Source organism: Paenibacillus sp. ALE2, assembly GCF_054113385.1.
On the sequence record NZ_CM134213.1, the window covers coordinates 3,912,098 to 3,932,012 of the forward strand.

24 protein-coding genes are annotated in these 19,915 nt (G+C 47.1%); 22 read left to right on the forward strand and 2 right to left on the reverse strand.

Translation table 11 applies throughout. The annotated features are described in order from the left end of the window. Positions 1 to 3: 3 nt before the first annotated feature. Together ACXHJ1_RS16980 and ACXHJ1_RS16985 are read right to left on the reverse strand one after the other, a co-directional pair. Positions 4 to 996, reverse strand: a complete 993-nt coding sequence (locus ACXHJ1_RS16980) for a DUF1385 domain-containing protein (protein WP_016822301.1) — start codon at positions 994 to 996, stop codon at positions 4 to 6. A gap of 268 nt (positions 997 to 1,264) precedes the next feature. Next, a complete protein-coding gene (locus ACXHJ1_RS16985; protein ID WP_016822300.1) occupies positions 1,265 to 2,266 on the reverse strand; it encodes an ABC transporter substrate-binding protein in 1,002 nt (333 codons plus the stop codon). Positions 2,267 to 2,531: 265 nt separating this feature from the next. On the opposite strand from ACXHJ1_RS16985, the gene ACXHJ1_RS16990 reads away from it, so the two are divergent. From ACXHJ1_RS16990 to ACXHJ1_RS17095, 22 genes are all read left to right on the forward strand, one after another. Next, positions 2,532 to 3,122, forward strand: a complete 591-nt coding sequence (locus ACXHJ1_RS16990) for a YqhR family membrane protein (RefSeq protein ID WP_045244446.1) — start codon at positions 2,532 to 2,534, stop codon at positions 3,120 to 3,122. A 74-nt stretch (positions 3,123 to 3,196) separates the two neighbouring features. Beyond that, on the forward strand, positions 3,197 to 4,270 hold the full coding sequence (locus ACXHJ1_RS16995) for a M24 family metallopeptidase (protein ID WP_340866109.1): 1,074 nt from the start codon (positions 3,197 to 3,199) through the stop codon (positions 4,268 to 4,270). 33 nt (positions 4,271 to 4,303) lie between these two features. Then, a complete protein-coding gene (gene efp, locus ACXHJ1_RS17000) occupies positions 4,304 to 4,861 on the forward strand; it encodes an elongation factor P (protein WP_013371789.1) in 558 nt (185 codons plus the stop codon). A gap of 196 nt (positions 4,862 to 5,057) precedes the next feature. Then, positions 5,058 to 6,311: an aspartate kinase gene (locus tag ACXHJ1_RS17005; RefSeq protein ID WP_025365165.1), complete on the forward strand. Its 1,254-nt coding sequence runs from the start codon at positions 5,058 to 5,060 to the stop codon at positions 6,309 to 6,311. A gap of 390 nt (positions 6,312 to 6,701) precedes the next feature. Beyond that, positions 6,702 to 7,697: a stage III sporulation protein AA gene (gene spoIIIAA, locus ACXHJ1_RS17010; protein ID WP_457904947.1), complete on the forward strand. Its 996-nt coding sequence runs from the start codon at positions 6,702 to 6,704 to the stop codon at positions 7,695 to 7,697. Then, complete coding sequence (spoIIIAB, locus tag ACXHJ1_RS17015) at positions 7,690 to 8,208, forward strand: stage III sporulation protein SpoIIIAB (protein WP_457904948.1); 519 nt, start codon at positions 7,690 to 7,692, stop codon at positions 8,206 to 8,208. The genes spoIIIAA and spoIIIAB overlap by 8 nt, the downstream gene beginning before the upstream one ends. A 12-nt stretch (positions 8,209 to 8,220) precedes the next feature. Beyond that, complete coding sequence (spoIIIAC, locus tag ACXHJ1_RS17020; protein ID WP_010345636.1) at positions 8,221 to 8,424, forward strand: stage III sporulation protein AC; 204 nt, start codon at positions 8,221 to 8,223, stop codon at positions 8,422 to 8,424. 8 nt (positions 8,425 to 8,432) lie between these two features. Beyond that, positions 8,433 to 8,822, forward strand: coding sequence for a stage III sporulation protein AD (gene spoIIIAD, locus ACXHJ1_RS17025; RefSeq protein WP_013371785.1), 390 nt, complete (start codon positions 8,433 to 8,435; stop codon positions 8,820 to 8,822). A 12-nt stretch (positions 8,823 to 8,834) separates the two neighbouring features. Continuing rightward, positions 8,835 to 10,025 (forward strand): stage III sporulation protein AE, encoded by a 1,191-nt coding sequence (gene spoIIIAE, locus ACXHJ1_RS17030; RefSeq protein WP_017427498.1) that lies wholly within the window; start codon positions 8,835 to 8,837, stop codon positions 10,023 to 10,025. Positions 10,026 to 10,063: 38 nt separating this feature from the next. Next, the gene (locus ACXHJ1_RS17035; protein ID WP_107733390.1) at positions 10,064 to 10,822 is read left to right on the forward strand and encodes a stage III sporulation protein AF; all 759 of its coding nucleotides are present in this window, start codon (positions 10,064 to 10,066) and stop codon (positions 10,820 to 10,822) included. Between the two features lie 16 nt (positions 10,823 to 10,838). Next, positions 10,839 to 11,480 carry a stage III sporulation protein AG gene (spoIIIAG, locus tag ACXHJ1_RS17040; RefSeq protein WP_016822293.1) on the forward strand — a complete coding sequence of 214 codons (642 nt, stop codon included), beginning with the start codon at positions 10,839 to 10,841 and terminating at the stop codon, positions 11,478 to 11,480. Positions 11,481 to 11,542: 62 nt separating this feature from the next. Continuing rightward, on the forward strand, positions 11,543 to 12,367 hold the full coding sequence (locus ACXHJ1_RS17045) for a SpoIIIAH-like family protein (RefSeq protein ID WP_290402724.1): 825 nt from the start codon (positions 11,543 to 11,545) through the stop codon (positions 12,365 to 12,367). Positions 12,368 to 12,505: 138 nt separating this feature from the next. Next, positions 12,506 to 12,997: an acetyl-CoA carboxylase biotin carboxyl carrier protein gene (accB, locus tag ACXHJ1_RS17050; RefSeq protein WP_016822291.1), complete on the forward strand. Its 492-nt coding sequence runs from the start codon at positions 12,506 to 12,508 to the stop codon at positions 12,995 to 12,997. Between the two features lie 60 nt (positions 12,998 to 13,057). After that, a complete protein-coding gene (accC, locus tag ACXHJ1_RS17055) occupies positions 13,058 to 14,401 on the forward strand; it encodes an acetyl-CoA carboxylase biotin carboxylase subunit (RefSeq protein WP_013371779.1) in 1,344 nt (447 codons plus the stop codon). Positions 14,402 to 14,526: 125 nt separating this feature from the next. Next, positions 14,527 to 14,940 (forward strand): Asp23/Gls24 family envelope stress response protein, encoded by a 414-nt coding sequence (locus ACXHJ1_RS17060; protein WP_013310820.1) that lies wholly within the window; start codon positions 14,527 to 14,529, stop codon positions 14,938 to 14,940. 73 nt (positions 14,941 to 15,013) lie between these two features. Next, positions 15,014 to 15,553: an alkaline shock response membrane anchor protein AmaP gene (amaP, locus tag ACXHJ1_RS17065; protein ID WP_013371778.1), complete on the forward strand. Its 540-nt coding sequence runs from the start codon at positions 15,014 to 15,016 to the stop codon at positions 15,551 to 15,553. A 15-nt stretch (positions 15,554 to 15,568) separates the two neighbouring features. Further along, entirely contained in the window at positions 15,569 to 15,802 is a 234-nt protein-coding gene (locus tag ACXHJ1_RS17070) for a DUF2273 domain-containing protein (protein ID WP_016822290.1), read from the forward strand. Between the two features lie 136 nt (positions 15,803 to 15,938). After that, complete coding sequence (nusB, locus tag ACXHJ1_RS17075; RefSeq protein WP_019687905.1) at positions 15,939 to 16,388, forward strand: transcription antitermination factor NusB; 450 nt, start codon at positions 15,939 to 15,941, stop codon at positions 16,386 to 16,388. 37 nt (positions 16,389 to 16,425) lie between these two features. Next, complete coding sequence (gene folD, locus ACXHJ1_RS17080) at positions 16,426 to 17,283, forward strand: bifunctional methylenetetrahydrofolate dehydrogenase/methenyltetrahydrofolate cyclohydrolase FolD (RefSeq protein ID WP_016822287.1); 858 nt, start codon at positions 16,426 to 16,428, stop codon at positions 17,281 to 17,283. Between the two features lie 66 nt (positions 17,284 to 17,349). Then, positions 17,350 to 18,663, forward strand: a complete 1,314-nt coding sequence (gene xseA / locus ACXHJ1_RS17085; RefSeq protein ID WP_049800037.1) for an exodeoxyribonuclease VII large subunit — start codon at positions 17,350 to 17,352, stop codon at positions 18,661 to 18,663. Continuing rightward, entirely contained in the window at positions 18,653 to 18,913 is a 261-nt protein-coding gene (gene xseB, locus ACXHJ1_RS17090; RefSeq protein WP_013371773.1) for an exodeoxyribonuclease VII small subunit, read from the forward strand. The genes xseA and xseB overlap by 11 nt, the downstream gene beginning before the upstream one ends. Next, positions 18,885 to 19,808 (forward strand): polyprenyl synthetase family protein, encoded by a 924-nt coding sequence (locus ACXHJ1_RS17095; protein WP_153794810.1) that lies wholly within the window; start codon positions 18,885 to 18,887, stop codon positions 19,806 to 19,808. The genes xseB and ACXHJ1_RS17095 overlap by 29 nt, the downstream gene beginning before the upstream one ends. Positions 19,809 to 19,915 lie beyond the last annotated feature (107 nt).

The following is a 19,915-nucleotide window of genomic DNA, read 5'->3' on the forward strand; positions in this document are numbered from 1 at the left end:
CACTCATCCTTTCACAGGATCAAGGACCGGACTGTTGAGAGTCTCCTTTACAGGTACATTTTCTAACTCAGCATCCAATTCAAGCATACGCTTAAATGAGGCAATCGATACCTCCACTTGATCATCGGTCGGTTCTTTGGTGGTAAGCAACTGCAGCCATAAGCCGGGGTAACCTAGATAACGAAGCACTGGAATTTCCCGAAGTGCATTGGTCAGCTTGAGAAATTCAAAAGAAAGACCCAATACGATCGGAAGTAGTAAAAGACGTTGCCCCATGCGCTCCCACAGATTATCGTAGGTAAACAGGGAGTAGACGAGTACCCCGATAATCACGGTGAGCATAATAAAGCTGCTACCGCAGCGATAATGCAGTCGGCTATATTTTTGTACGTTGGCTGGAGTCAGTTCTTCCCCTGCTTCAAATGCAGTAATCACTTTATGCTCCGCGCCGTGATATTGAAACAGTCGCTTAATTAACGGAGTTTGGGAAATACCCCATAAATAAGCGAGCAGCAAAATCAGCTTAATAGCTCCTTCAGCGAGATTATGCAAAATCTGGTTGTGAAACAAGCCGCCAAACAGGAAACTCTCCACAACAACCGGAACCAGGGTTAATACAATTTTGCCAAAGAGGAAGGACAATATACCGACCGCAGCCACGCCGATCATCATGCTCAGGCTCCAACGGGATTCCTCTTTTTTCTTTTGTTCAGCGCGTTCTTCCGGATCTACTTCATCATCAGCATACGCATCGGCTGAATAGTTCAAATGCTTGGTACCCTTGGCACTGGAGTCGATGATGCTGACAATCCCCCGCAATAACGGAATTCTGCGGAATTTGGACACCCAGGATTGCTCCTTACGTGGTACTTCCAAATATGTGATTTCGCCAGATTTGCGGCGAACTGCCGTGACATTGACACGCTTGCCGCCGAACATGACACCTTCAATGACTGCCTGACCGCCGTAGCTCACAGGCTTGGATGCTTGTGACAACCGTCTCACCTCTCTTAATACATGCTTTTTTGTATATTGTATCGAATTTGGAAGGGAATATCTAGTTAGACGAAAATGGGATGTAGTGACCTGCTAATTTTATCATTCGAAAAGGAAATTTAATCATAACGGAGAAGATGGAAATCCTTGTAGTGTGGGGAGATATCATGCCATAGGTTTAAAAAAGCATTTATGAGAGCGGTCAGACTGCCCCCATAAATGCTTATTATCGCCAGTTATAAAATCAGACGGAATCGCCAGATCAAATTCATTGCGTAATTGCCCCGACAGTCTCATCCACCAGTCCTTTTGACGAGACCGGGCCGCCAAACGTCCATGTTGTACTGGCCAACGGATAAGTACGTTTTTCTTTGACGAATTTCAAACCGTTCCAAACAGAATTGTTTTTCATAGATGAGCCGAAAACATTATCGTCTGGCTGTACAATATAGATAAAGTTGCTGTCCTGAACGGCTGACAGAGCTTCAATGCCAACCGTTGAAAAGCCATACGATTCAACCTTGCTCGGTTTCCAATCGTTAACCAAACCGATCTTCGCCAGTGTTCCCACAACGACTGAATTATCTGAAAACATACGCAGACTGGCTGCATTTTGCGAAGTAAAAGCTTGTGTCAGTATAAAATGGAAATCCGATTTGTTTGCAGCGGCGAGCTTTTGTTTGGCTTCGGCATAATGCTGGTCCAGATCGGCAAGCACCTGCTTAGCTTTATCCTCTTTTCCAAGAGCGACTGCGATACTATTAAAAATCTTCACCATCTTATCATAGTCGTAGCCGTTACCATCGTTCAGATTATATTCAATCGTCGGTGCGATGGCCTTGAGCTGCTCATAGATTGCTTCATTCCCATCAAAATTGGATATGATGAGATCCGGCTTTAATGAAGCAATCGCCTCCAAATTAGGCTCGTTGCGTGTACCGACATCGACCACGTTACTGTCCAGAGCCGCCTCTGGAGTCACATACACCTTATAGTTGGCATTGTCCGCATTACCAACTGGCTGAACGCCCAATGCAATCAAATCCTCCGTAAATGTCCATTCAAGCACCACGACACGCTGCGCGGGCTTGTCAAGCGTGAGTTCACCACGATTATGCTTTACTGTCACAGGACCGGTCGCTGCTTCAGTGGGTTTGCTGCCCGACGTAGTTGTCTGACCTTTATCTGCTGCATTGTCAGTTGCTCCACAACCTGCCAGTGTGAGCATAAAAGTCAGTAACAATAAGAATCCGATAAATCCCTTTTTCATAGATTGCGTTCTCCTGTATAAACGTATTATAAAATGATAATGATTATCATTTTCATCAATATATTATGAAACAGGATTGAAATTTTGTCAATGCAAAGATTATTAAATCCACTCTTCGACTTCATTGTTAAACTGCTCCCCATTGGAGCATACTACCTCTCAAAATGGATAGGCACGAATTTGGTGGAAGTACACATGCTTTTCCTTATAACAATGAGTCCTCACCATGAGAAAATTTATTCATTTTGAAAGGAGATCCAAGCACATGAGTGAAACTTACTCTATACCGAAAATAGGTCGTGATCAGGAACAGTCCCGTGAATCTCAAAATCAACGTAATCATAATGACAACAGTAACAGAGGCAGACAACAGTCAGGCAAATTACATACACCGCTCATTCCCTTTGCACTTGAGCTGGGTTTTTTTGCGGGTTTGCTCTGGGGGTTGCTGCGCTGGCTGTTTTATACGCTGCACTTTACAGTAGTGGCGCCTGGCTTTCTGGCAGAGCCGTTTTTCAAGCATTCGTTCATGAACACCATGGCGGGGCATTTGGTGGGGTTGCTGTTTTTTATTGGATTGTCCGTGGTAGCGTCATTGGTGTACACCCTGATTTTGCGCAGGTTTAATGGCCCAATCCCCGGTATTATATACGGTCTGATTTGGTGGGTTATTTTATTTGTGTTAACAGGCCCTAAGTTAGGGATGATGAACCCTCCTTATCGATTAACATGGAATTCCATATATACGGAAGTTTGCGTATTTATACTGTGGGGACTATTTATCGGATATACCGTTGCTGTCGAGTATACGGATGAAAGAATGCGCGAGCCTGAGAAGGCTGGGGACAGAACGTAACAAAAACTTCTCAAGCGCCTATCCCCTGTGTTAAAATAGCATTTGGTTATTTGACAGAGGGGAGCGGAATGAAGATGAAGAATGACCGGGTGCTAAAGTTGCGGCAGGCGCTGGGCGAGCATAACCTGCGGGCTATGCTGATTACCAGCCCTGTCAATCGTCGATATTTGACAGGCTTCACAGGTTCAGCGGGCTATGTGCTGATTACAGAATCCCATAGCTATTTGCTGACTGACTTTCGTTATATGACACAAGCGACCGAACAAGCCCAAGGCTTTACGGTAGTGCAGCACGCTGCGCAGGTCATGGAAACAGTAAGAGAATTGCTGTCTTCCCATCAGATTAGCGAAACAGGCTTTGAGCAGGATGATGTAACTGTTGCGACACATAAAGCTTATAGCGAAGATCTGTCACCTATTAAGCTGGTTCCGGTATCGGGCATTGTGGAAAAGCTGCGGGTGTACAAGGATGCGGAAGAGCTCGAAGTGATGCAACGGGCAGCGGATTTGGCAGATGCTACATTTGCACACATTTTACCTTACATCAAACCAGGAGTCAGCGAGCGTGAGCTGGATCTGGAAATGGAATTCTTCATGCGCAAGCAGGGAGCTACTTCTTCTTCATTTGACACGATTGTGGCATCCGGAGTTCGTTCGGCATTGCCTCATGGAGTAGCTAGTGCAAAGTTAGTACAAGCAGGTGAGCTGATTACGTTTGATTTTGGTGCGTTGCTGGATGGCTACTGCTCCGATTTGACCCGTACAGTGGCTACACAAGGGGATTTGGCGCCTCAGTTGCGCGAGATCTACGATATTGTACTTAAGGCGCAGCTTCACGCACTCGAACATATTAAGCCGGGCATGACAGGCCGTGAAGCGGATGCGCTGACCCGGGATATTATTGCTAGCCATGGGTATGGAGACAATTTCGGACACAGTACAGGTCATGGTCTGGGTCTTGAAGTGCATGAATCTACACGTCTGTCGAAGGCAAGTGATGATATTCTGGAGCCGGGTATGGTTGTAACGGTCGAACCAGGTATCTATGTGCCTGGATTGGGCGGTGTACGGATCGAGGATGATATCGTTATTACAGATAGCGGCATCAAAGTATTAACGCATTCGAGCAAAGAATTTACAGTCGTTTAATAACGATAACAGTCCTGTAGGAGGGGTATTTTAGTGATTAACGTTAATGATTTTAAAACAGGTTTGACCGTCGAGGTAGACGGAGATATTTTTACAGTTCTGGATTTTCAACACGTAAAACCAGGTAAAGGCGCAGCATTCGTACGCTCCAAGTTGAAAAACCTGCGTAATGGTAATACGGTTGAACGTACATTCCGTGCGGGTGAAACAATCGGCCGGGCGCAAATCGAAAATCGTGGTGTATCTTATCTGTATGCTAGTGCAGACGATCATACATTCATGGACAACGAAACATATGATCAATTTACATTGTCCAGCGATCAGCTGAAATGGGAGCTTAACTTCCTGAAAGAAAACATGAATGTAAATATCATAAGCTACAACGGAGAAATCCTGGGTATCAACCTGCCTACTAGCGTGGAACTCAAAGTAATTGAAACAGAACCAGGTATTAAAGGGAATACAGCTACAGGTGCAACCAAAAATGCCAAACTGGAAACAGGCTTGAATGTTCAAGTTCCTCTGTTTATTAACCAAGATGACGTATTGTTAATTGATACTCGTGACGGCAAATACATGTCTCGCGCATAGAATTTACATTTTCAGGTATCCTCTGTCCTTATTAAGGGCAGAGGATATTTTTATATGTACGAATATTAAAAAACATTGGCTCCACACAGCACTTTCGTATTATACTGTACTAAAGTTATGCCGCAGGATGTCACGTTCAAATCGTTTGGTGCCATCTCAAGGTTACATACTGTTGAGTCTGAGGGAGTGAATATCGTTGTCTTTGTATGTCATGAAATTCGGAGGCAGTTCCGTCGGTGACACGGAGCGCATGAAACGCGTGGCAAAACGCGTCGTTGAGAAACAGAGTGAAGGGCATCAATGTGTAGTGGTCGTTTCCGCAATGGGAGACACAACAGACGAATTGATTGACCAGGCCAAATTATTAAATGAGCAGTTGCCTGCACGTGAGTTGGATATGTTGATGACGACAGGCGAGCAAATTTCAATCGCATTGTTGTCGATGGCTATTCAGCAACTGGGTCATGAAGCGGTATCGTTTACGGGATGGCAGGCAGGCTTCCGTACTGAATCTGACTTTGGTCGGGCACGGATTACGGATATTCAACCTCAGCGTGTGCTGGATGCACTGAGCAACAACAAGATTGTTGTTGTAGCTGGTTTCCAGGGGATGTCTGCAGATGGAGATATTACGACGCTGGGACGTGGTGGTTCTGATACGACGGCCGTTGCGCTGGCGGCGGCAATTCAAGCGGATGCCTGTGAAATTTACACAGATGTGGACGGCATATATTCAACAGATCCACGGATTGTGAAGGTGGCACGTAAGCTAAAAGAAATTTCTTATGATGAGATGCTGGAATTAGCCAATTTAGGTGCGGCTGTTTTACATCCCCGTGCGGTAGAGTATGCCAAACATAACCGGGTACCGTTGATTGTACGGTCTAGTTTTAACCATAATGAAGGAACAGTCGTAAAGGAGGATGCAGTAATGGAGCAAGGCGTTGTAGTCAGTGGAATTGCATATGATAAAAATGTAGCAAGAATCAGTATTTTGGGCGTTGCAGATATCCCTGGTGTACTGGCGAAAGTTTTCGGAACACTGGCAGCAGCCAAAATTGATGTAGACATTATTGTACAGAGCGGGGTTGAGGCAGGAAAAGCAGATTTCTCCTTTACGGTAGCTCTAACGGATCGTGAAGCTGCACTTAAGACGCTGGAAGGTATTCGCGGAGAGCTTCCATACCGTGAAGTAACGTCTGAGGAAAATTTGGTGAAGGTCTCCATTGTAGGTGCAGGAATGGTTAGCCACCCGGGTGTTGCAGCACAAATGTTTGCCGTGCTGGCCGAGCAAGGCGTTAGCATTAAAATGGTAAGCACATCCGAAATCAAGGTATCGTGTGTAATTGAAGCTGGAAAGCTTCATGAGGTTATCCAAGCGTTGCATACAGCTTATAATCTGGATACCGAGGAGCAAGCGTTTGTAGGCGGCCCTAAAGACCGTCGTTAATAACATCAATTGATATAGAGAAATGCTATGACGGGGAAAGGTCGATAAATTATACGTTCCCTATTTATAGATTGATAAATCATAGAATACAGCAGTAGGTTAAGAGGTTGTTCCATCAGTGAGAGATAGACTGTGGAACAGCCTCTTTTTGCTGTAAATCTAGCTTTTTTATTTAAGAGTATCCCTTAGCCACCAAGGCATCGAGGGAGCCTTTTTTTATTATACAAAGCAGGGAAAGGTGCTTGAATGAGCGGGGAAAGGTCCGCTGAGCATGGATAGGAGTGATCAAAGGTTCGACTGGATTTTCAATATATTTTCGGCATAAAAAGCGAGAGTCAGCCATAGACTTGTCTTAAAGAAAAAGGACAACTGTGAGGAGGCGGCACTGGTATGGAATGGCTGGAGTTATTTCCGGAACCGTTGCACGGTATACTCGGAAGGCTTCCAGAAACGGTATTTAAGCAACTGGAAGAAATTCGGGTCCGGGAAGGAAGGCCGCTGGAAGTTAATGCGAATGGTGATCATCATTTTGTAACGACTGCTGGTCGGCTGACTTTGAATCCTGTTGAAGCCTATAAGCCTAACCGCGAGGATGCCCACCGATTGCTGGATTTTATCAGTAATCATTCCCTGTACACCATGGAAGAGGAGCTTCGCAAAGGGTTTATTACCATCCCTGGCGGTCATCGTGTTGGCTTGGCAGGGAGAACTGTGCTTAATCGAGGGCGAGTAGAGCATTTGAGGGATATAAGCAGCTTTAATGTACGAATTGCCCGGGCCATTCCTGGCATAGCTGATCGGATATTACCTTATGTAACGGATCAAAAATCCGGGACGATACGGCATACGCTCATCTTGTCACCGCCTCAGCATGGCAAGACGACGTTGCTTAGGGACTTGGCTCGACAACTGAGTTACGGAGGGATGCAAAGCAACGGAGGGCGACGAAATGGACTTAAGGTGGGCATTATAGATGAACGTTCTGAGATCGCCGGTAGTCATAAGGGCATCCCCGGCTTTGATGTCGGACCTCGCACCGATGTATTGGACGGATGTCCGAAAGCGGAGGGTATGATGATGATGATTCGCTCGATGTCACCGGATGTCCTGATTGTGGATGAAATCGGGCGGCCAGAAGATGCGGAAGCGGTACGTGAAGCGCTTCATGCAGGCATCGCAGTCATTGCTTCCGCACATGGTCGTGATGTGGCTGAAATGGCGAGCCGATCTGCCTTTGCCGGATTAGCTACAGGACAGGAGCTGTTCCAGCTCTATGTCATGCTGGAGCGGACGAGCCGGGGCGTCTCTTTTCGGCTGGCAGATGCCAAGCAGCGCAGGCTGACACTGCCTGGAGAAGGGCAGAACGGGGGCATCTCCTATGCTTAAGCTGCTGGGAGCTGTCTTGGTTATACTAGCCACCACACTGGCAGGCTGGCAGCGGGCAAAACAATTTGCCATGAGGCCGCGGCAAATCAGAGAGTTAATTCTCGCACTGCAAAGACTGACCACCGAGGTTTCTTACGGGGTGTCTCCGTTACCAGATGCATTCGCCAAGACTGGAGAGCCCTTGCGAGAGCCGCTGCGCTCTCTGTTTCAGCAAGCCTCACGCTGGATGCACCCCTCTTTTGGCCTGACCGCCAGAGAAAGCTTGCATAAAGCGATTGAAGTCTCGTGGAGCCGTTCCTCTATGAAGCAGGCCGAGAAGGAAGCGATGCGTCAGCTTGCTTACAGCCTTGGAACCAGCGACCGTGAAGACCAGATCAAGCACATTGCGCTGACCATCCAGCAGTTATCCCATGAAGAAGCGCAGGCGCAGGCAGATCAGGTGAGATACGAGCGTATGAGCAGAAGCCTGGGACTGCTGATCGGAGCATTGATCGTCATTTTGATCTATTAGCGGGGTGCTCGAATGAATTTAGAAGTGAACGCAATTTTCCAGATTGCCGGAATTGGCATTATTATCGCTATGATTCATACCGTACTAAAGCAAATGGGCAAGGAAGACATGGCCCACTGGGTGACGGTCATCGGTTTCGTTGTCGTGCTGTTCATGGTGGTGCGAATGTTGGATAACCTTCTGCAAGAGATCAAATCTATTTTTCTTTTTCAGTAGGTGAACACATGGAAATCATTCAAGTGGTGGGCTTCGCCCTCGTTGCCACAGTCCTCATCTTAGTTATCAAGGAACAGAAGCCGATGTTTGCCTTTTTGATTGCAACAGCTGCGGGAATCGTCATTTTTTTGCTGCTGATTGGCAAGATCGGATCTGTGGTTGCCGTGCTGGAGCGACTGGCCAGGTCTTCAGGGATGGACATGATTTATTTTAAAACCGTATTAAAAATAATCGGTATCGCTTATATTGCCGAATTCGGAGCACAGATCGTACGGGATGCGGGACAAGATGGCATAGCTTCCAAAATAGAGCTTACTGGAAAGGTACTCATCATGGTACTCGCAATCCCGATTATCAGCATTATTATTGATACCATTCTGAAGCTAATGCCCGCCTGAGGGGGTGATGCCATGAAAAGGCTGGGGGGCATGCCGAATCTCAAAGTTATTGTGATTTTGCTGCTATGTCTCTGGTGTGCCTCGGCTGCGGTCCTCTTCGCAGATACACCTACAAACGAATGGATCAGACAACAGGCGGAGCAAATGCCCAAAGATGATGTTGAACATTATTGGGACGGACTCATGAAGCAATACGGCGGATTTTTCCCTGACCAGAAAACGCCTTCTTTCATGGACATGCTGCTTCCGGGTGGTGAAGGATTCAGTATAAAAGGTGTGTTGATGGCCATAGCTGATTTTTTCATCCATGAAATCCGGGTGAATGCCAAGCTGCTCGTCACCATCGTCATGCTCAGCATTATGAGTATGGTGCTGGAAACGCTGCAAAGCGCTTTTGAAAGCAAGCAGGTCAGCAAAGTTGCCTACGCTATCGTGTACATGGTCATTATCATTTTGGCGATTAATAGCTTTAGTGTAGCGATTGGTTATGCCAAAGAAGCAATTGACAGCATGATTCATTTCATGATGGCGATGTTGCCCTTGCTGTTTACCATGTTGGCCTCGATGGGTAACGTTGTCACCGTTTCGGTGACCCACCCGCTGATTGTATTTATGATCAACACGGTCGGAACAGTTATTCATACGCTTGTTTTCCCGCTGCTGTTCTTCTCGGCTGTGCTGTACTTGGTCAACTCGCTCACGGGCAAATACAAGCTGACCCAGTTAGCTGATCTACTGCGGAACGCGGGTGTTGCCGTGCTGGGAGTGCTTCTGACTATTTTTCTAGGAGTCATTTCGGTACAGGGATTAACCTCTTCGGTTACTGACGGATTAACAATCCGTACAGCTAAATATATTACAGGTAGCTTTGTTCCGGTGGTAGGCAAGGCGCTGGCAGATGCGACGGATACGGTCATTTCGGCATCACTGCTCGTTAAAAATGCCATCGGCCTTGTGGGAGTCATCATTATTTTGTTCCTGTGTGCTTTTCCTGCTCTCAAAATTCTGACACTAGCCCTCATTTATAAAGTGACCGCAGCAATCATGCAGCCTTTGGGAGATACGCCTATTGTGGAATGTTTGGATGCCATCGGCAAGAGTATGATTTATGTTTTTGCGGCACTGGCGGCAGTGGGATTAATGTCCTTCCTTGCGATTACCGTCATGCTCGCAGCAGGCAACATGACAGTCATGATGAGGTGAATACATGCACATAATCCAACGAGAGGGAGGCGAGTGACGTGACCTGGCTGGGAGGCTGGCTCAAGGAACTAGTGCTAATCGTGCTGCTGGCTTCTTTTGTCGATATGATCTTACCGAGCCGATCTATGGAAAGGTATGTCAAACTCGTACTCAGCCTGCTTGTTTTGCTGACATTGCTGTCTCCGATTGTGCGCTTGCTGAGCAGTAGTCCCTCAGAGGTTCTGGGGCGAGCATTGGATCTGCAACGCCAGGCAGAGACAGGTAATAGGGAACCGACATTGGAAGAGATCTTAGCCAAAGGCAACAAGCTAAAGCAACAGCAGGAACAAAGCTCCATGCAATGGGCAGGCAAAGAGGTAGCTAAGGAAATGAAAGGGCAATTGGAGCAGTACACTGGGTTAGCAATTCAGTCGGTCCAGGTGACCCTTGCGCAGATTCAGCAGAAAGAATCGGGGCTAGAGGCAGGAACGGGTGTTCAGTCAGTAGTGGTCAAATTGGCGGAGCAGAAGGCAGAAAAAGAAAAAAACACAAAGGGTACAGATATCAAGCCGGTTGTGGTGGAGCCTGTAGCTGAAAAGACAGTGAATATTCGTGTGGAGCCGACACAGTCAAAACCCTCTAATCATAATGAAGGAACGCGAGAAGATGATCGTAGTCCTGACGAAACCACAGAGAATGGCAAATATGCGGATCAGAAAGCTTTTGGTTTAATCACAGGAATTCTACGTGAAAAATGGGGGATCGACAGCACACATGTTCAGGTGATTAATTCGCAGGATGGAACACATGAATGGTAACAGGAGGTGAACCGAAATGGGCAAATGGAGGAAAAAGCTGGAGCAATGGATGGGTGGAGGGGGGGACGGAGCGAAAAGGTTCAATTCATTTCGTTGGCTACTTATTCTTGGCCTTATCGGTGTAGCGATCATGCTCTTTAATTCATTCGTTAATGTGAAAAAAGTCGACCCGGAAAACGTAGGGAGAGAACCGCCTGGCGTAATGAAAAATGAGCCTGCGTTAGAAACAACGGTAGGTGAGGACAGTTCCTTCGCCGGAATCGAGAAGGCTTTTGAGGATAATATGAAACAGATGCTGGAGCAGATTGTTGGCGTAGGAACCGTCGATGTCATGGTTACGGTAGATTCTACCGAAGAAGTGATCGTTCAACGGAATGTGAAGGACATGCAGGAAGAAAATAACGAGTCGGACGCCAATGGTGGACAAAGGCACACTACTCAATATACACGCGATGGTGAGATTGTCACCTATGAATCATCGGGCGGTCAGCACACCCCGATTGTTACCAAAAAAGTAAAACCACAGGTAAGGGGAGTGCTTGTTGTGGCTATGGGGGCAGAAAACCCTACGGTGAAGCAGCTCATTGTGGATGCTGTGCAGAAGGGACTAAACGTACCTTCATACAAAATATCAGTCGTTCCGCGTAAGCAGGGATAATATGGAATTGGGGAACAAAGAAGTTAATATTGCAAACCACTTATGAATATGGAGGACAGAACATGAATAATAAAAGACAAACCGTTTGGCTGGTGTCCATGCTGAGTTTAATGGTGGTACTGTCTGCATATTATTTGTTTACGGAGGACTCAAGTCCGGCGAATCCGCCAGTAGCGGACAGCGAGCAGGTGAGCAAGGTTAAACAGGATGCTGCACAGGAAGCAACGACAAAGGCAGAAGAACAAATGAACGAACTGAAAGTAAATGAAGTAGTAACTAATGGAGAAGTAACTGACGGAACGGCAGAGACTTCCACAAAGGACACAGCTTCTACAACTGATCCAGCAACAGAACCATCAAAAGGTGATAAAGACACAGCCGCCGCCCCCCCTGCTACTGAATCGACTGCATCCGATCAAAACACAACTACAGCTAAGACAGACACAACAGCTAAAAGTGATGACAAAGCAGCTTCTAGCGCTAAAACCGACAAGCAGGTACTTGATCAAGTGGCAAGCGAACAAGCAGCCCAACCAACAGCGGCAGCTGTGATTGACAACTATTTGCTGGAGCGGGATGTGGAAAATCAAAAGAAAAATGATGAGCTGACTACGGCAATGAATGATAGTACACCTCAGAAAGCCGCAGAGGCGCAAAAGGAATTGCATGTACTTGAAGATAAACAAGCCAAAATTACCGGTATCGAAGAAGAACTACAGCAGCAATTCGCCAATGCAGTTGTCCGCGAGGAAGATGCTGATAAATACAAAGTAGTGGTTCTGAGTGAAAAATTGGATGCTAAGCAAGCGGTAACGATTGTCGATAAAGTCATGAAGGAATTAAACGTAACGCAGGACAAGATCAGTGTCCAGTATGTTACACAATAAGACAAAAAACGCGAAAAAGCCCGGATTTCTGCACAATCCCGGGCTCTTTCTATTTTTAATGATTGTGATATAATACATAAAGCTGTTTCAAAAATGTTATCAGCAACCGGCAAAATGCTGAAGGAGTGATTAATAGAGATGTTTAAATTAAGCGAGATTAAGGAATTGATCAAGCTGGTGGATGAAACGTCTGTGCATGAGCTTGAAATTGAAAATGAAGGAACTCGCCTCATGATCCGTAAACCGGGTAAAAGCGAGATCGTTACCGTACAGGCTCCTGTAACAGCACCTGCTTATACAGTGGCGCCACAAGCTGCAATTCCGAATCCACAAGTACAGTCCGATGTTGGACATGCAACTGCTGGGGAACCAAAGGAATATGCAAGCAATCTACATAAAATCGTATCTCCGATGGTAGGCACTTTCTATAGTTCTTCATCCCCGGATACGGCTCCGTATGTGAGTATCGGCAGTAAAGTAGGCGATAAAACAACGGTATGTATCATTGAAGCGATGAAGTTGATGAACGAGTTGGAAGCTGAAGTGAAGGGCGAAATTGTGGAAATTTTGGCCGAAAACGGACAGTTGGTTGAGTATGGCCAGCCATTGTTCCTTGTGAAACCGGAGTAAAAAGCTTGTTTGACCCCTTTTTGAGGGTTCGGCAAGACTGCTCCCAGGGAGGATAAAGTCATGACATTTCAAAAAGTATTAATCGCGAACCGTGGAGAAATTGCAGTTCGTATCATTCGCGCTTGCCGCGAAATGAATATTTCGACAGTTGCCGTCTATTCGGAAGCTGACAAGGATTCGTTACATGTGCGTCTCGCAGATGAGGCTTACTGTATCGGACCGACGTTGTCTAAGGACAGCTATCTTAATTTTACGAACCTGATGAGTGTTGCTACATTGACTGAATGTGATGCCATTCATCCAGGTTACGGATTTTTGGCGGAAAATGCAGACTTCGCTGAAATTTGCGAATCATGCAATATTACGTTTATTGGACCTTCTCCTGAAGCAATTAACAAAATGGGAGATAAGGCTGTAGCCAAGCAGACCATGAAGGATGCCGGGGTTCCAGTTATTCCAGGTTCAGACGGACTGGTTGAGGATGTACAGGATGCAATCAGTATCGCACGTGATATCGGATATCCGGTCATTATCAAGGCCACAGCAGGTGGTGGTGGTAAAGGTATTCGTATCGCTGAAGATGAGGATAATCTTATCCAGCAAATCACGACTGCTCAGCAGGAAGCGCAGAAGGCCTTTGGTAATGCGGGCGTGTATCTGGAAAAATATCTGACCGGTATGAAACACGTGGAAATACAGATCATAGCGGACAAGCATGGTAATGTTGCCTACTTGGGTGAACGGGACTGCTCTGTTCAGCGTCGTCGTCAGAAGTTGTTGGAGGAAGCACCATGTCCAGTACTTTCGCAGGATGTTCGTGAAGAAATGGGACAGGCAGCTGTTCGTGCAGCTTTGGCCGTTCAATACTCTGGCGCAGGTACGCTTGAATTTTTGCTTGGTCCGGACAATAAATTCTATTTCATGGAAATGAACACACGTATTCAGGTGGAGCACCCAGTAACAGAAATGATTACCGGTGTAGACCTGATTAAAGAAATGATTTCGGTTGCTGAAGGGCATCCGCTTTCCTTTACGCAGGAAGAAGTCACGATTAATGGGTGGGCAATCGAATGCCGTATTAACGCTGAGGACCCGGATCGTAATTTTATGCCTGCACCGGGTAAAATTGGATTTTATCTGCCTCCGGGCGGTCCTGGAGTGCGGGTAGACAGCGCTGCTTATCCAGGTTATAGCATTCCTCCTTATTATGACTCTATGATTGCCAAGCTGATTGTATGGGCGCCTACACGGCAGGAGGCGATTGCCAAAATGAAGCGGGCTTTAGCTGAGTTTGCTATTGAGGGCATACCCACAACGATTTCTTTTCACCAGCGCTTACTAGAGCATCCGACCTTTATTGAAGGCGATTTTGATATTAAATTTTTGGAGGAAAACGAAGTTTAATCGGTATATTTCCTCAGTTTGTCATAATGAACGCCAAATGATATAGTATGGATAATAAGTGAGCATGTCTGCTTTGATATCCAAAGCTGGAATGAAACTTATTTTGACCGAAAGGTGTTGAAGGTATGAGCACAGTGCCAACCGAATTCGAACGTACAGAAATTGGGGAGATTCAAATTGCCCCGGAAGTTATTGAAGTCATTGCCGGACTGGCTACCGTTGAGGTGCCGGGCGTTGCGGGAATGAGTGGCGGATTTGCTGGCGGATTTGCCGAACTGCTAGGCCGCAAAAATTTATCTAAAGGTGTAAAAGTGGAAGTCGGACAGCGTGAAGCTGCTGTAGACGTCTCCGTCATTATTGAGTATGGTAACCGTCTGCCCGAGGTGGCTGCTGCTATTCAGCATAATGTTAAGCGTTCCATTGAAAACATGACAGGTCTTAACGTGGTAGAAGTGAACGTGCAAATTCACGATGTTCAATTCAAAAATGCTGAAAAAGTAGAAGAGCCGGAAGTGCTGGGCGCCGGACGGGTTAAATAGAGCGATACTTTGTACAAACCCCCGACCCTTATGGGTCGAGGGTTTACTCTAATTTAAGGAGGCTGTGCGTTTCGTGGCTAAAGTTATGGACAGACTTCTGCTGTTTTTGTACAGCTTAAGTATCGGAATTATCTCCATTCTCGCCATCCTCCTCCTGAGCGGGGCCATTCCGTATGTTTTAAGTATTGAGGATGAGCGAGTGGTGTGGTTTACCAGCTTGATTATTGCAGGAGTTCTGTTGTTATTGAGTCTTCGGGTTTTTTATATCTCTATTCGACGGAACCAAACCGTACAGCATTCTATTGATCAGCGAACCGAATACGGTGATATTCAGATTTCGGTGGATACCATCGAAAATCTGTGCCTCAAAGCGGCTTCCCGATTTCGCGGGATGCAGGATCTGAAAGCACGCGTTCGTGTGTTGGAATCGGGACTTGATATTACGATTCGGGCGATTGTTGACGGGGAAAGCTCCATTCCGGTGTTAACCTCCGAGGTACAAAAGGGGGTACACGACCATGTGGAAGAGATTACAGGAATTCCAGTATCCAATGTGTCGGTGTACATCGCTAATGTTTCTCAGTCACCAAGCTTTAAGAGTCGTGTGGAATAGAGGTGATTTTCCCTGATGCCCTGGAAAGAAATATGGGGAAGTTACAAGGGCCGGATCATGGGGATCACGGCTGGTATTTTTTTCGGTTTTATTTACTTGTGGGCAGGCTTTTGGAATATGTTGTTCTTTGCATTGATGGTGTTCATCGGATATACGCTAGGAAGACGTAGCGATTCAGCGCTTGGTCCATTCTTCCCTTGGAAAGAATGGAGCGAATGGTTGTCGCAGCGTTGGCGTCCTTTTAAATGAACCCTGTGATACGTGTTCTCCAAAATACAGCTGTAGCTTATTTGCGCCCAACGGTTTTGGAGGATGCGTTCACAGGTTTTTTTATGGAAATTGGTTAGAATGAAAAATAGATATAGGCAAGCGTAGGAGGCAGGGCATGAAAAGACGTCTGGCGAGGGAATTAGCGGTACAGAGTATGTACCATATGGAAATGAATGAAGTGGAAGCGGCGGCAGCTGTGGACATGCTGCTTCAGGAAGCGGCCGAGGAAAACGAAGCCGAAGTCGTAATTAAAAACGCGGCAGTGTTAAGAGCGTATGTTTTGGAGCATGTGCGTGGCACATGGGAGCACAAGGAAGCGATTGACGGGCTGTTGGCGGATTACCTGAAAGGCTGGCAGATCAGCCGACTTTCGCGTGTAGATCGTCAAATTTTGAGGCTTGCGGTATATGAAATGATTTTCCGCGAGGATGTTCCAGCCAAGGTAGCAGTCAATGAAGCAATTGAGTTGTCGAAGCACTTTGGTACCGAGGAATCGGGTAAATTTGTTAATGGTGTGCTGGGACGAGTGATACAAGAGCTGGAGCAATTGAAAGCACGTTTTTAATTAGAGACTACTGAATCAGGTTGGGGAGTGGTTAAACATGTCAGCACCGATCATTGATGGTAAACAAATCTCTCAGGATATTCGGGCAAGCATTCAGCAAGAGGTCATTCGTTTGAAAGAACACAGCTTTCAACCCGGACTGGCTGTTGTACTGGTAGGCGAAGATCCTGCTTCTCAGGTGTATGTTAAAAATAAGGAAAAGGCGTGTCATGATCTCGGCTATTACTCTGAGGTTCATCGATTGGCGGCAGATACTTCGCAAGAAGCATTACTGAAACTGGTGGATAAGCTGAATCATCAAAGTAATATCCATGGGATTTTGGTGCAACTGCCATTGCCAAAGCATATTCAGGAAAAAGCTGTCATTGACGCGATTGCAGTGGAGAAAGATGTTGACGGATTTCATCCGGTAAACGTAGGGAATCTGGTCATCGGCGATGATAGCCTATTGCCTTGCACTCCCGCTGGAGTCATTGAGTTAATCAAACGCGCTGGAGTAGAAATAGCTGGTAAACATGCAGTTGTTATTGGTCGCAGTAATATCGTGGGCAAGCCGGTATCATTATTGCTGCAGCGTGAAAATGCTACGGTTACGATGTGTCACTCTCGTACAGCGAATATTGCCGAGCTCAGTAAACAAGCGGATATTTTGGTCGTTGCCATCGGCAAAGCCAATTTCATCGATGCTTCGTATGTAAAGCCGGGTGCAGTAGTTATCGATGTGGGAATGAATCGTCTGGAGAACGGAAAGCTGGCGGGTGACGTTGATTTTGAGAGCGTAAAGCAAGTGTCCGGTCCGATTACGCCTGTTCCCGGCGGAGTAGGCCCAATGACGATTACAATGCTGATGCAAAATACGCTCGTAGCGGCCAAGCGGTCGCACGGTTTGGCATAAAGGCAGCTGCCTGTGGCTGAACAACAACGTATTTATTCTATACAGGACCTGAATCGCTATATCCGGATGAAACTGGAATCCGATCAGGTGCTGTCTGATGTATGGATACGCGGGGAAATTTCTAACTTTACGCATCATTCGAGTGGTCACATGTATTTTACGCTCAAGGATGAGGGGAGCCGCATACGTTCGATTATGTTTGCAACTCATAATAGACGGCTCCCTTTCGTACCGAAAGAAGGTACGCGTGTTATCGCCCGGGGAAACGTATCCGTGTATGAACGGGATGGTCAATATCAATTTTATGCGACTCAAATGCAGCCTGACGGTATTGGCAGCCTTTATTTGGCTTATGAACAACTCAAACAAAAGCTTGATGCAGAAGGGCTGTTTGATACCACTCGCAAACGGAATCTCCCTGCTCACCCTGCGACCATTGGCGTAATTACGTCACCGACCGGAGCGGCTGTGCGTGATATTATCACTACACTTCAACGGCGATACCCGCAGGCTGGAATCGTGTTGTATCCAGTTCTTGTGCAAGGAAAAGGTGCTGCCCCCTCGATCGTTAAGGCAATTGAAGCCATGAATCGTATGCAGGAGGTTCAGGTGATGATCGTCGGACGGGGTGGTGGCTCCTTAGAAGAACTGTGGGCGTTTAATGAGGAAGCGGTTGCGCGTGCCATTTACGCATCGGTCATTCCTGTGATTTCGGCCGTTGGACACGAAACGGATTTTACCATTGCCGATTTTGTGGCTGACTTACGCGCAGCGACGCCGACCGCAGCAGCTGAGCTGGCTGTGCCTCATCAGGGAGAGCTTCGGGATCAGCTGCTTCAGCGGGAGCAGCGGTTGCGTAATGCCCTTAGGCAGCGGTTGGAAGCCAGCCGTGAACGCTTGATGAGGCTTCGGCGTTCGCCAGTGCTGCTGCATCCGCGCCGCTACATGCTCCAGCATGCAGAGCGGATGGACATGCTGCATCAGCGTCTGATCCGCGCAGCGGCTAACCGTTCACGCTTAAACGCAGAGAAAAACGCGCGTATGCGTCAGGTACTAGAGCGGTTTAATCCGCGTGAACAAATTCGTTCGGCGCGCAAGCAGACGGATATGGCACAACGTCAGCTGGAGTCTGCGATGCGTGCGATCACAAAAACGGGGCGGCAGCAGCTGCATACCGGAATTCGTCAGCTGGACGCGCTGAGTCCGCTCAAAGTCATGGCCCGAGGCTACAGCTTGGTATACGATGAGCAGGAGAAACGGCTAATCAAGTCGCTCAAAGATGTACAACCGGGAGATTCTATCAAGATAAAAGTGAGTGACGGACAGTTAGACTGTCAAGTATGGGGAATGAAGGAGGACGCGAAGCACGGTGGCGAATGAAGCGGAATTGAATTTTGAAGCGGCCATGGCCGCTCTTGAAGAAATTGTCGGACAACTGGAGCATGGAGACGTTCCTCTGGAGCAAGCCATTGATTTGTTCCAGCGGGGGATGAAGCTGTCTCAGCTTTGCAGTCAGAAGCTGGAACAGGTCGAACGTAAAATTGAAATGATCGTGGAAGAGGATGGAGATTTGCGCAAGAAGCCTTTCGGCGGCGGATTGGATGAAAACGGCGGTGAAGGGCTTGAATAGACTGTCGTTCAAGGAATATTTGACTGTGACGGCGGATGCAGTTTCGTCTGCATTGACCGAGCAGTTTCCGGCGCATTGGGACATTCCAGATGTTCTTCGAGAATCTATGAACTATTCACTGACCGCAGGCGGTAAACGGCTGCGGCCTCTGCTTGTGATCGCCGCTGCGGAAGCATTTGGTGGAAGCAGGGAAGCGGCGTTGCCAGTAGCATGTGCGGTAGAAATGGTACATACGTATTCCCTCATTCACGACGACTTGCCGGCGATGGATGATGATGATTATCGGCGAGGAAAGCTGACGAATCATAAGGTATACGGCGAGGCGGTTGCTGTTCTTGCGGGCGATGCTTTGCTGACCCATGCATTTTATAGCATCGTGCAGGCGGGTCGTCGTCACGGGGTTTCTTCCGATGCGCTATTGTCCATAGTTGAGGATTTATCCGAAATGAGCGGTGCCAGAGGCATGGTAGGTGGACAGGTCGCAGATATGTCGGGCGAGCAGGGAATGACGGGGATCGAGGAATTGGAATATATCCACCTTCATAAAACGGCTGATTTGATCATTTTCTCACTCTTAGCAGGTGGACGGATTGGTGGGGCAGACAAGAGTCAACTAGAGGCGCTTCGCCGCTTTGGACGAGATCTGGGCTTGGCCTTTCAAATTCAGGACGATATATTGGATCTCGTAGGCGATGAAAGCAAAATGGGGAAAAAAACGCAGAGTGATGTTGAACAGGAGAAGGTTACCTATCCGTATTTCATCGGTATGGACGAATCTCTGCGGCAAGTGGAGGAACTCACAGCGTCCGCCAAAAAAGTGATTGCAGAAGGTGGTATTCCCGATTCTTCGCGCTTGCTGGAGATAGCGGACTACCTGATGAAGCGTGATCATTAGTAGTGTTAAAACTGGTTTGACTTGTCTGCGTTTAAGCACAGTCCAAAAGTGTGATATAATACTTGTTAACTTTACACACAAACTTGAAGGAAAGCGGGGAGATATGC

Bases quoted from the DNA above. Each gene is read 5' to 3' on its own strand.
- spoIIIAC (WP_010345636.1), top strand. From the start codon at position 8,221: ATGAATTTAGAAGTGAACGCAATTTTCCAGATTGCCGGAATTGGCATT.
- nusB (WP_019687905.1), top strand. From the start codon at position 15,939: ATGAAAAGACGTCTGGCGAGGGAATTAGCGGTACAGAGTATGTACCAT.
- ACXHJ1_RS16995 (WP_340866109.1), top strand. From the start codon at position 3,197: ATGAAGAATGACCGGGTGCTAAAGTTGCGGCAGGCGCTGGGCGAGCAT.
- ACXHJ1_RS17095 (WP_153794810.1), top strand. From the start codon at position 18,885: ATGAAAACGGCGGTGAAGGGCTTGAATAGACTGTCGTTCAAGGAATAT.
- ACXHJ1_RS17070 (WP_016822290.1), top strand. From the start codon at position 15,569: ATGCCCTGGAAAGAAATATGGGGAAGTTACAAGGGCCGGATCATGGGG.
- spoIIIAB (WP_457904948.1), top strand. From the start codon at position 7,690: ATGCTTAAGCTGCTGGGAGCTGTCTTGGTTATACTAGCCACCACACTG.
- accB (WP_016822291.1), top strand. From the start codon at position 12,506: ATGTTTAAATTAAGCGAGATTAAGGAATTGATCAAGCTGGTGGATGAA.
- ACXHJ1_RS16985 (WP_016822300.1), bottom strand. From the start codon at position 2,266: ATGAAAAAGGGATTTATCGGATTCTTATTGTTACTGACTTTTATGCTC.
- spoIIIAE (WP_017427498.1), top strand. From the start codon at position 8,835: ATGAAAAGGCTGGGGGGCATGCCGAATCTCAAAGTTATTGTGATTTTG.
- ACXHJ1_RS17045 (WP_290402724.1), top strand. From the start codon at position 11,543: ATGAATAATAAAAGACAAACCGTTTGGCTGGTGTCCATGCTGAGTTTA.
- accC (WP_013371779.1), top strand. From the start codon at position 13,058: ATGACATTTCAAAAAGTATTAATCGCGAACCGTGGAGAAATTGCAGTT.
- folD (WP_016822287.1), top strand. From the start codon at position 16,426: ATGTCAGCACCGATCATTGATGGTAAACAAATCTCTCAGGATATTCGG.
- spoIIIAA (WP_457904947.1), top strand. From the start codon at position 6,702: ATGGAATGGCTGGAGTTATTTCCGGAACCGTTGCACGGTATACTCGGA.
- ACXHJ1_RS16990 (WP_045244446.1), top strand. From the start codon at position 2,532: ATGAGTGAAACTTACTCTATACCGAAAATAGGTCGTGATCAGGAACAG.
- spoIIIAG (WP_016822293.1), top strand. From the start codon at position 10,839: ATGGGCAAATGGAGGAAAAAGCTGGAGCAATGGATGGGTGGAGGGGGG.
- xseA (WP_049800037.1), top strand. From the start codon at position 17,350: ATGAAACTGGAATCCGATCAGGTGCTGTCTGATGTATGGATACGCGGG.
- ACXHJ1_RS17060 (WP_013310820.1), top strand. From the start codon at position 14,527: ATGAGCACAGTGCCAACCGAATTCGAACGTACAGAAATTGGGGAGATT.
- spoIIIAD (WP_013371785.1), top strand. From the start codon at position 8,433: ATGGAAATCATTCAAGTGGTGGGCTTCGCCCTCGTTGCCACAGTCCTC.